Raw genomic sequence first — 9,901 nt, forward strand, 5'->3', positions numbered from 1 at the left:
CGATTGAGTATAAAACACTAAAACAAGCAGCATGATTTTCTACGTGAGTTGTGTACTAAGTTTGGGGTATTTACAGCCTAGCTCCACCAGATTTTTTCCCCAAACTCCAATCCTTCCATTTTATGTGGGGTATATTAGAGAGTGTTTACCTTTGATGATGTTTTTTAAATGGCATAGTGAGCATTATAATAATTTCGCCAAACACAAACATAACTTAGTTCACTAAGTCAAGAACAATGTTAACAGATAAACAATGGAAAACGCTACTGAAAATAATGAAAGGTACCGGACTAACAATGCATTATTGATTAATATATAAACACAAAAAACTGCCTCTAATTAGTTTAGTTTCTCTTTTTATATTCATCTAATTGATTAATTGCTATCTTGGCCGCATCTCTTATATCAATATTTTTAGATTGCAAAGATATTTGAAGACCATTTCTTAATATTTCATCACTAAAAACTGCGGCTATTTGTGTAACCCAATACCTAATACTGTCAGGTATGGTTATATCTTCAAGAACTTTTTTGATCTCTTTTTTTACATCAATATCATAGCATTGATAAAAAAAATCTTCTACCAGCTGATATACACCCCGTCCATCACCTTCACCAAAAGATCTTAAAAATAACTCAATTGCTTTTCTATCTGGGTTTTTAATAAAAAATTTTCTTACGTCATCATATTTGTCAATGATATCTTGAGTTAGATCTTTATCAGAAGGCATTGGTTGATATCTTAATAAGAAATTTAATGCGTCATCTTTAGTCATATTTTTTAATCTTTCCAAAGTTTTTGTTTTACCTAATTTGTAGGAAAACGCAGAGTTGTTTACACTTCATGGTTAAAATAATCCTCTAAAAACTCATAAGGCGTTTTCCCTGAAATCGCTTTATGTGGTTTAACGGTATTATAAAAATTAATAAAGCGTTTCAGTTTTTGTTTTCTATCTATTGAATCGCTAAATATATGCTGATTATGCCACATCGCAATTCAAAGTTCGTATCACTCTTTCGGCTTTCCCATTCGTTTGTGGGCAGGCGGGTTTGGTGAATTTTTGATTAATACGGTGGCTGTTACACGTTTTAACAAATAAGTGCTCGCTGGAGCCTTGATATTCACGTCCATTATCGGAATAAACACATGTAGTGATGATATAAGGACACTGGACTAACACATCGTTTTGTAAAAATTGTGCCGCGCTAAATTGGGATTTATCAGGGTAAATACCCGCATAAAGCTCACGTGAAAAATCATCAATACCGACAAATAAATATTCTCTAGTTCGCTGTTTCGTTTCATTTTTAAGTAAAGGTAAACGTTTGGTATCAACGTGTAGCATTTCTCCCGGATAGGTTTTATTTTAGCTTGCCGTCTTAATTTATCTTCAATCGATTTTTCGACTTTAACCAGACGTTTAATTCCATAACGAATGGTTTTATAACGTTCATTCTTACTGGTTAAAGGCACAAAAAGCTTCAATCGGGCTTTCCTTAGTACATTATAAATGGTAGGCCGACTGACCATAAAGCGTTTTGCCAAATCAGTGACCGTTATTTTTTCTTTATGATATAAGCGCCATATCTCTTGTCTGTGATAAGCCGTTAGTTTTGTTTTTTTATGTATACTCATTACAGTAGTTTCTCAAATTACTGTAAACAACGCTAGTAAATCCTACAACTAAAATTTTATTAAAAAATTTAAATTTAAAAATATTTCACATGTTTTTGTATTAATTTTAAACTTTTTTTTATCTCTATTACATCTTTTAATTTTTCTGCTTCACTAGGTATATTTCGAATCAATAAATTTGCATTTTTCTTTAATAGGTTAAACAAATAGGTGCATTCTATTTTACCGCTATATACTACTTCCTTTTTATCATATCTATTATCTATAAATTTAATATTACAGGTTTCACCAACAAAATGAACCTCAAAATAGAATGGTCCATCCATAAAACTAAAATGGGCTACATTATTTTTTTTAGCTATATTATTTTTTTTAATTTTACAAGCTTCTCTTAACCACCAATTTAATATAATGACAGTAAAATCATCCCATTTCTTGTCTGGAAAAAATATATTTCCGATTTGGAAATATATTTCCGAAAATATTTGAGTTGATACTTCACTTTTTGATACACGAATAGAATCAGGATTAATTATTAAATCAATCATTATAGGACTCCTTTAGGATAAGCAGTTTCAATTTTTTTAGTAACTTTATTTACCCAAATTTCAATTATCATATTATCAGATGTGCCTCGTCCCAATTCGTTCATCTTGAGATTTAAGGACGTTAATATTAGTATATGCTTCTCTGACAGCACGTTCAATTTGTTTTGGAGACATATTCTTAGGAAATAAATCTTTCTTTCCGCTTATTAATATTACTTTTCCTGCATACTATGTCGTTCAAAAATATGATCCATATCTATTTTAACCTTTTTCATACTAGGCAAATTAACTGGTTTCTTTCTTTTTGAAGGTACATAATTCCAACCCCACGGAGCAATACAAGTCAATCCATTAGCGGCATACTGATGCAGGTTAATTCCACCACAGCTAAACCAATCAGGTCCAACTGGGTAAAGCGTCCTATCTGGAGCATAATATCTGAAAGTATTGTAATATAAACTAGTTACTTGTCTAAATTCTATCCTTGATAATATGAATTATATTGTATCGGCTCATATACTATTTTCTGTATCATTATACTTCAAAACTAATAGCGGATTTTCTACAATAAGGTAGCAAAGAAATAAAAACTATGAATATTTAGATATGCGATCTTTTCTACATTTGTTAATTACTCTAATAATGAAAAAGCATGATGAAATTCTTCATTTTTTATCAAATCCTGTATCGTTTTATTTATTATTTTGTCATTTAAACTTTCAACAATAATCATATCTGATGCCCAAAAATATAAGCCATTACAACACTCTTTTGTTTCTTTATACTTATTTAAAATAGAAATTATATTTTCGATAGTGAAAAATGTTGCAGTATACCGCTTTCCATTGTCTAAAAAAACTTCAACATCAACATTATCATTTACCAGATTAAGATCTTGATCATATTTTAAAATTTTAATATTCAAAATACTTAAGCTCCTATACCAAATACTTTTAAAACTTCATTGATAACTGTTTGCTGGTTAGCCTTGTTAGATTTACCTAAACCTAATATTTCAATTATACTATCATTTATTTCTCTAAAATAAACATATGCCCCATATCGATCTCTAGCTTCAGAAATTCGTTGGTTCCAATACCTAGATTTTTATTATTTAAAAAGCTGTTCTATTAAATGATCGATACTTGATTAATGCGATTTTCCTGTAATCTCGACTTCTTTAACAAGATTATTACTTTCTTATTCGCGAATGAATTTTAAACAACTCAAACCCCACGATTCAAGCCACAAACAATTCAACTAGATATGGCTGAGTAAATCTACCTATACCCAGATCATAATACCCTGAAAGTATTGTAATGTAAGCTGGTTTCCACTATCTAAATATCGTCCCTGATATCTGATTTTGTACAATTGATTCGTGTTCGATTTCTTGAATCCGTTTTATCCCAAAGTTGAAAGCTGCATTCCCTTTGCGGTCTATTTGATGTTTTTGATGCACCGAGCTAATAAAAATTTATTTCATCTTTATTTTTAATTCCATCTTTCATCTATATAGGGAGTTATACTTTCTATAATTAAAAACTTTGATTTACAGTAAAGTTGTAATTTGTTATGTTGAACTGTTATTTCAGAATAATCAGTAAAAGAATTGATGGTTGGTGAACAGGAAAAACCAATTTTTGAACCAGACATATTTAACTGAACTATCTCATTAAAAGTAATAATTAAATTTAATGCATTAAATTCAACTTTATCCCATTTTTTAGGGTAAATTTTGGGGATTTCCTTGCAATTTAAATGACATTTAAACTCTGAATAGCTGTCAAATGAAACACTATTCAATTCAATAGATTGAAAATTAAATTCGTTATTAAACATAAATTGAATTTTTTCTCTGCCTAATGCGTTTTCAAACCACATATCAATTCCTTTAGAGAAATTATGATGACCAGGAGTTCCAGAAACATAACCAGTATCCTGATTATTTGAAGGTCTAACATTATATTTGATTCAGTACCATGACTCTGTTCTGTTTTAGAGTACCCAAAACTATACTCTTGAATGAAGGTGGATTTTCTTTTTTTATCAATACATTCACTTTATTGCTGACCATTTCCAGCAATCATAATATTGCTATCTCGTAAAGATGACCGTGTAATGGTGATTGATTGGCATACCAACACCACGCTTACCTATCTAAATGCATCTCTTCGACTTTTACCATCATACGATGTTTTCTTATTTTTTAACCAAATAGATCAAACCAAATCAACCCATTAGGCACATAATGATACAGATTAACCTACCCCAACAGCTGAATCGAGATTATCAGGATAAAGCGTCCGCAGTTGAATATGTATTTATTTTATTTTTTCATTAAGAATATTAATAAACAAATTATATATATTCTGGCAAAAATTTGAATTTTCAATTGCTTCAGGTAACACGAGTACATAATAAAATACATTATCAAAATGCAAATTTATATCATAAGGTTCAAAATCAGAATCATTATCAAATTCAAATAGTGTAGCGATTCCATTCAACGTTGTATTTTTTGCCTCAACTCCAAAACAACCTTCACCATTAATATCCAAATTATAGCCATTCTCAAGGTGATAATCTTGCATTTCATCATTTTTATAGAAAAATAGAAATTCTTCATCTCGAAAACTATCTTGTTTATATTTATAATTAATAGACGCTATTTTTTTGATCAATGAAGAAAATACATCATCTATCAACTTATTAGTGTAAAAGCCATACATAACACCTGTCCATTCAGTCATATATTTATCTCCTAAACTGTTTGCATCCGGAAATGCAGTATTTAATATCATCTCGAAGCTTATTTGTAAATACCCCAAACGCAGTACACAACTCGCGTAGAAAATTAAACTGCTTGTTTTAGTGTTTTATACTCAATCGGTGTCATGTTATTTAATGCCTCATGCGGTCTTTCGGTATTATAAATCGTTAACCATGCTTCAGTTATTCTCCTTGCTTGTGCTAAGTTGTTAAAAAGATATAAATCGAGTACTTCAGTACGATAGGTACGATTAAATCGTTCAATATAGCCATTTTGATAAGGGCACCGGGCTAGATATAATCAATGGTTATATCATGTGATTTAGCCCAGTTTATCTAAAATAGCCACGATTTGATGTTCAGTCATTTTTTTCATAATTAAATCCCCTTTTCTTTTATCATAGAGAATTTTCTACTTTTTTGCTGTACTATTTTAGGGAATAGTTACACTGAGCCTAATCGTTTCTCAAGAGCTAGATTTAAGTATAAGGGTGATGGATATCAAATATATGGACATGGCACGGATTTTTCCGCGGAAGCCAAATGGCTAACATCTAACTTAGCAAATGGTCTAATGGCTTGTATTACCAAACCTTAAATAAGCAGAATCATAGAACTGATGTAATATGGGAACCTTTTCGTAGTGACAATAATGGGGCTCAGATTTTATTAGATGGATCAGGATATTAATTTATGAACGAGAATATACTATACAATTTTTTGAAAAATAAACCAACCTATTTAGATTATGACGATGAACTAAAGCTAATGGATATTATGACTAAACTACCTATGAGTTGGCTCATTAAAAATAAAAAGGAATTTATTGATGCTTTAGAGGAATTAGAGATCTCACATACAGAAACTGGATTTTTATATCAAGAGGAATGTGACGATATTATATTTGATAATTTTTGTGAATGGCTAAAAGAAGTAAATAATAAAACTGGCATAGCGACATTAATCTATATTAAAGATTTGAGTTCGGAAGGACTAGATGAATTTAGAAAAAATCTTAGAAAAGATGAAAATACAAATAAGTAAGATCTAAACAATATTAGATCTAAATCTTTATACGTCTTGAATTGGTATTCAGGGGTGTTATTATCATAATTTATTAAGAAAAATGTTTAGTCAATAAATATTTAACAAAATAAAAGGCTATTCATTAATACTAGAAAGTACCGGAAGAACTAACCGATGCAAACGGCGAAATACTGTGGGAATGCAGCTTTCAGCTATGGGGAAAAACTGATTCATGAAATCGAACACGAATCAGTAGAGCAAAACCTCAGATATCAGGGACAATATTTAGACAGGAAAACCAGTTTACATTACAATACTTTCAAGTATTATGCTCCGGATATAGGCTGATTTACCCAGCTAGATCCGATTGGGTTGCTGTAAGGGGGTTAATCTGTATCAGTATGCGTTTAATGGGGTGGTTTGAATTGATCTGTGGTGGGGGAGTTTACCAGAAGATATGTATAAAACGATTTTCAACTTAAGGCTTCTATTGAAAGTAAATATCCAGGAATTTTGGAGATAGTTTTATCCGGTAAAATGGTGTTTTCCTAGGAAAAGCACTGACTGGGATTGATTGGTCAACTAAATGGTACCATCATGAAAGAGTCGGTGGTTTATTGCAGTTAGTTGGCAAGAAAGATCATAACTCTATGATATCTTGATTATCACCTTAAAGGCTTATGAAGGAAAGAACTCATGGGGCGGTGGTTCGTATTGTAGTGAAATTTGAGGATACCAATGAATAGCTTTAAATCTATATATGAATTAATAAAGAACCTTAATCTTCTAGACCAAGGGGAATGGATTTATGCAAATTTAAATTCGTGGAATAGTAATCCAGAATATACAGAGTTTTATTATATTCCATGGGATTACATTCAAAATTTAGATGATGATGAGATATATCTTGATGAAGAAGATATGGAAATGCCTCTTGCTGTTAAAGGATTAAATTTAAGAGGATGGATGCTGGTTGGTTCTTTAGACTATGTAACCCAAAATAAATCAGACTTTGAGCATGATAATAAATGGCTGATTGATGAAATAAATTATTATCGAAATAATGATACATTTAGAACATAAATATAAATTTGGCAAAATTACTCTAATTCTTTTGCTCATCCATTAATTAATTCACTAATTATTTAATAATAACAAAGATTAGCGGCTAATTAAAAAAAACGATACCTAGAGCATACTGTTACACTATTATTATAACCCACAGGGCACATCGCTACTTATCCCGCCAATGATATGAAATTTGGTGAATATCAAAAGCTACTTAATCGAATTGAATGGAATTAACTTATAAATGGCGAAACTTATTATTGATGAAAAAGAAGCATTTACAGATTTAAAAAGAATAATGCGATCATGGAATCTGAATGATAACTCAGAGAAATTAATGGATGAATTTTTCGAAAAACTAATCCAATTTAAATGGAATAGAAAAAAGATATATAATTTTACATTTGTGTATATAAAAGATAACTTATCTGATTTGGATTACAATGATATACCCGCGGTTGCTTTTGATTATTTAAGTGATATAGAAACATCAATTATTGGTTATTGTAGCTATGGTTCAATTTTGAAAATTCCTGATGAACCACAAAATCCAGATGAACTAATAGCTTATGTTAGAGGTGAAAAATGGAAAGATTGTGTTGAGTAAAATATTTAACAAATAGGAGAACTAAACTAAATGAATTTAGAAAATGCAAAAAATACATCAAAAGAATTTATTATGGCGATGAATCACTGGGAAGTCCATTATTATCCATTAGTAAAAAATGATTTATCGAATGATGTTCGTTTAAAAATGATTAATAATTTAAATTTTGTACAAAAAAAGAACGAAAATATGGTAGGCAAATTTCATTAGGGTGTGGAAATCCGCCTGAATATTCGCCAGATGAAAAGATATTAAAAACTAAGGAATTAAAAGGCAATAAAGCAGCTATTTATACTCAAGAACAAAATGGGGTAGAAGATCAATTTTGTAAATATCCCAAACTTAGTACACAACTCACGTAGAAAATCATGCTGCTTGTTTTAGTGTTTTATACTCAATCGGTGTCATGTTATTTAATGCCTCATGCGGTCTTTCGGTATTATAAATCGTTAACCATTCTTCGGTTATTCTCCTTGCTTGTGCTAAGTTGTTAAAAAGATATAAATCGAGTACTTCAGTACGATAGGTACGATTAAATCGTTCAATATAGCCATTTTGATAAGGGCTACCGGGCTGGATATAATCAATGGTTATATCATGTGATTTAGCCCAGTTTATAAAGGTTTTTCCTGTAAATTCTGGCCCATTATCGACCCGTATTTTTAATGGATACCCATGATATTCGGCCAGTTTATCTAAGTAACGGGTAATTCTTCCCGCTGGTAAGCTTACTGCAATATCAATCTCTAACGCCTCACGATTAAAGCCATCGATGACATTGAATGTCCTAAAGCGACGTTGATTACAGCTACTATCACTCATAAAATCCATTGACCAGCATTCACCTTGTTTATTGGGGACTAATAGCCTTTCTGGGCTTCGTGGAGGAATGCGCTGTTTACGCTTTATCCTGAGATTAAGCTTTAATTGGCAATACACCCGGATACACCCGTTTATGATTCCATTTATCGCCGAGCTTTTTGATACGATTAAAGCATTTGGGAAAGCCCTAGCGCAAATGCCGGTCAACGATAGCATTCAACACCGAAACAATCACCGAATCATCCTGTAACTTAGGTTGATAATAGTAAGCACAACGGCTTAAGCCAACAATGGCACAACTCATAGCAATAGTAACTGAATGATTTTGTTGTAGTTGCTGTGCCCACGTTTTACGTGCCTTTGTGGGCACTAAAGCTTTTTTATTATTTCTTCCTGAAGCTGAGATTTTAAGCTCAGTTCGGCAAACATCTGCTTAAGCTTGCGGTTTTCAGCCTCCAGCTCCTTTAAGCGTTTGATATCCGAAGTTTCCATTCCGCCGTATTTTTCTCGCCATTTATAGAAAGTTGAATTACCCATGCCATATTTACGGCACAGTTCTTTAACCGAAATACCCGCTTCAGCTTCTTTTAAAATAGCCACGATTTGATGTTCAGTCATTTTTTTCATAATTAAATCCCCTTTTCTTTTATCATAGAGAATTTTCTACTTTTTTGCTGTACTATTTTAGGGGATAGTTACAAAGTTAAATAATGCTTGTTGAATTTAGGTGGTGAAAAGATGAGCTATATAATTTCAATAGAAGAAAATACATACAATATGCTTGATTATCTCCATGATATATCCATGGATTTCTCACTATTTAATGAGGGGATTAGCCTTAAAGGTCTTGATTGTACTTTAAAATATAAAGCTAAGAATAAATCCTGTTTTAATAAATTAAAAAAGTGTCACATGCTATCTACTACTGGACCTGAGTTAGTTAGCCTGAAGCTCAGGGCTATTCTTGAAAGTGTAGTGCCAACAGAAGTTGAATTTTTTAATGCCGAAATAATATATGGAAATGAAATTTTTGATGGTTTTAGTGTGATAAATCCCATAATAAAGATAGATTGTTGTGATATGAACAAAAGCGAATATCAGTTGACTAATTTCGATCCAAATAATCCTGCTTATATGTTTTTATACACAGTAATATTAGACGATATACCTGATGGTTATAATATTGTTAGATGCAAAGAACAACCAAATTTAATTGTGATCAATAATAAAGTAAAATCGGCTATTTTAAGTGCTGGCTTACAGGGAATTAAATTCTGTAAGGAAATTGATTTGACATATAAAGATCGGACTATATGTGAATCGAGTTGAATATATTTTCAATTAGATTAGGGACTGTTGATCTTTGCTGTACATAAATTACTCAACAATACATTGGCAGCCACATTAACATAAATGCCAGTG

At 31.3% G+C, this 9,901-nt stretch carries 13 protein-coding genes and 4 pseudogenes; 7 read left to right on the forward strand and 10 right to left on the reverse strand.

The window, feature by feature from the left end:
* Positions 1–344: 344 nt before the first annotated feature.
* The 9 genes and pseudogenes from ACGH80_RS11225 to ACGH80_RS11265 all read right to left on the reverse strand — a co-directional run.
* A complete protein-coding gene (locus tag ACGH80_RS11225) occupies positions 345–776 on the reverse strand; it encodes a hypothetical protein (RefSeq protein ID WP_411579533.1) in 432 nt (143 codons plus the stop codon).
* A gap of 59 nt (positions 777–835) precedes the next feature.
* The gene (locus tag ACGH80_RS11230) at positions 836–991 is read right to left on the reverse strand and encodes an integrase core domain-containing protein (RefSeq protein ID WP_141671754.1); all 156 of its coding nucleotides are present in this window, start codon (positions 989–991) and stop codon (positions 836–838) included.
* A complete protein-coding gene (locus tag ACGH80_RS11235; protein ID WP_411631178.1) occupies positions 981–1,346 on the reverse strand; it encodes a hypothetical protein in 366 nt (121 codons plus the stop codon). The genes ACGH80_RS11230 and ACGH80_RS11235 overlap by 11 nt, the downstream gene beginning before the upstream one ends.
* 161 nt (positions 1,347–1,507) lie before the next feature.
* Positions 1,508–1,636: pseudogene (locus ACGH80_RS11240) on the reverse strand (helix-turn-helix domain-containing protein); the annotation flags it as partial.
* Positions 1,637–1,710: 74 nt separating this feature from the next.
* The gene (locus tag ACGH80_RS11245; RefSeq protein ID WP_296318456.1) at positions 1,711–2,184 is read right to left on the reverse strand and encodes a hypothetical protein; all 474 of its coding nucleotides are present in this window, start codon (positions 2,182–2,184) and stop codon (positions 1,711–1,713) included.
* Positions 2,185–2,815: 631 nt separating this feature from the next.
* Positions 2,816–3,109, reverse strand: a complete 294-nt coding sequence (locus ACGH80_RS11250) for a hypothetical protein (RefSeq protein WP_085166087.1) — start codon at positions 3,107–3,109, stop codon at positions 2,816–2,818.
* A 569-nt stretch (positions 3,110–3,678) separates the two neighbouring features.
* Entirely contained in the window at positions 3,679–4,068 is a 390-nt protein-coding gene (locus tag ACGH80_RS11255) for an Imm50 family immunity protein (RefSeq protein WP_411631174.1), read from the reverse strand.
* Positions 4,069–4,508: 440 nt separating this feature from the next.
* Positions 4,509–4,937, reverse strand: coding sequence for a hypothetical protein (locus ACGH80_RS11260; protein ID WP_065609576.1), 429 nt, complete (start codon positions 4,935–4,937; stop codon positions 4,509–4,511).
* 104 nt (positions 4,938–5,041) lie between these two features.
* Positions 5,042–5,239 (reverse strand): annotated as a pseudogene (locus tag ACGH80_RS11265) (integrase core domain-containing protein); the annotation flags it as partial.
* A 410-nt stretch (positions 5,240–5,649) separates the two neighbouring features.
* Here ACGH80_RS11265 and ACGH80_RS11270 point away from each other — a divergent pair.
* The 6 genes and pseudogenes from ACGH80_RS11270 to ACGH80_RS11295 all read left to right on the forward strand — a co-directional run bounded on the left by ACGH80_RS11270 (position 5,650) and on the right by ACGH80_RS11295 (position 8,019).
* Positions 5,650–6,000, forward strand: a complete 351-nt coding sequence (locus tag ACGH80_RS11270) for a hypothetical protein (protein ID WP_085166089.1) — start codon at positions 5,650–5,652, stop codon at positions 5,998–6,000.
* Positions 6,001–6,140: 140 nt separating this feature from the next.
* Positions 6,141–6,394, forward strand: a pseudogene (locus ACGH80_RS11275) (RHS repeat domain-containing protein); the annotation flags it as partial.
* 326 nt (positions 6,395–6,720) lie between these two features.
* Positions 6,721–7,065 carry a hypothetical protein gene (locus ACGH80_RS11280; protein WP_065609572.1) on the forward strand — a complete coding sequence of 115 codons (345 nt, stop codon included), beginning with the start codon at positions 6,721–6,723 and terminating at the stop codon, positions 7,063–7,065.
* Positions 7,066–7,294: 229 nt separating this feature from the next.
* On the forward strand, positions 7,295–7,657 hold the full coding sequence (locus ACGH80_RS11285; protein ID WP_065609570.1) for a hypothetical protein: 363 nt from the start codon (positions 7,295–7,297) through the stop codon (positions 7,655–7,657).
* A gap of 30 nt (positions 7,658–7,687) precedes the next feature.
* On the forward strand, positions 7,688–7,867 hold the full coding sequence (locus tag ACGH80_RS11290; protein ID WP_411631176.1) for a hypothetical protein: 180 nt from the start codon (positions 7,688–7,690) through the stop codon (positions 7,865–7,867).
* On the forward strand, positions 7,858–8,019 hold the full coding sequence (locus tag ACGH80_RS11295) for an NTF2 fold immunity protein (protein ID WP_174799422.1): 162 nt from the start codon (positions 7,858–7,860) through the stop codon (positions 8,017–8,019). The genes ACGH80_RS11290 and ACGH80_RS11295 overlap by 10 nt, the downstream gene beginning before the upstream one ends.
* Positions 8,020–8,023: 4 nt before the next feature.
* On the opposite strand, the pseudogene ACGH80_RS11300 reads toward ACGH80_RS11295, so the two are convergent.
* A pseudogene (locus ACGH80_RS11300) lies at positions 8,024–9,106 on the reverse strand (IS3 family transposase).
* 111 nt (positions 9,107–9,217) lie between these two features.
* Here ACGH80_RS11300 and ACGH80_RS11305 point away from each other — a divergent pair.
* Positions 9,218–9,808, forward strand: coding sequence for an imm11 family protein (locus ACGH80_RS11305; RefSeq protein WP_202115344.1), 591 nt, complete (start codon positions 9,218–9,220; stop codon positions 9,806–9,808).
* The last annotated feature ends 93 nt before the right edge of the window (positions 9,809–9,901 follow it).

It is taken from the genome of Gilliamella sp. BG1, from assembly GCF_046635625.1.
Lineage (GTDB): Bacteria > Pseudomonadota > Gammaproteobacteria > Enterobacterales > Orbaceae > Gilliamella > Gilliamella bombi.

Bases quoted from the DNA above. Each gene is read 5' to 3' on its own strand.
- ACGH80_RS11285 (WP_065609570.1), top strand. From the start codon at position 7,295: ATGGCGAAACTTATTATTGATGAAAAAGAAGCATTTACAGATTTAAAA.
- ACGH80_RS11260 (WP_065609576.1), bottom strand. From the start codon at position 4,937: ATGACTGAATGGACAGGTGTTATGTATGGCTTTTACACTAATAAGTTG.
- ACGH80_RS11280 (WP_065609572.1), top strand. From the start codon at position 6,721: ATGAATAGCTTTAAATCTATATATGAATTAATAAAGAACCTTAATCTT.
- ACGH80_RS11290 (WP_411631176.1), top strand. From the start codon at position 7,688: ATGAATTTAGAAAATGCAAAAAATACATCAAAAGAATTTATTATGGCG.
- ACGH80_RS11225 (WP_411579533.1), bottom strand. From the start codon at position 776: ATGACTAAAGATGACGCATTAAATTTCTTATTAAGATATCAACCAATG.
- ACGH80_RS11230 (WP_141671754.1), bottom strand. From the start codon at position 991: ATGTGGCATAATCAGCATATATTTAGCGATTCAATAGATAGAAAACAA.
- ACGH80_RS11255 (WP_411631174.1), bottom strand. From the start codon at position 4,068: ATGTGGTTTGAAAACGCATTAGGCAGAGAAAAAATTCAATTTATGTTT.
- ACGH80_RS11305 (WP_202115344.1), top strand. From the start codon at position 9,218: ATGAGCTATATAATTTCAATAGAAGAAAATACATACAATATGCTTGAT.
- ACGH80_RS11270 (WP_085166089.1), top strand. From the start codon at position 5,650: ATGAACGAGAATATACTATACAATTTTTTGAAAAATAAACCAACCTAT.
- ACGH80_RS11245 (WP_296318456.1), bottom strand. From the start codon at position 2,184: ATGATTGATTTAATAATTAATCCTGATTCTATTCGTGTATCAAAAAGT.
- ACGH80_RS11235 (WP_411631178.1), bottom strand. From the start codon at position 1,346: ATGCTACACGTTGATACCAAACGTTTACCTTTACTTAAAAATGAAACG.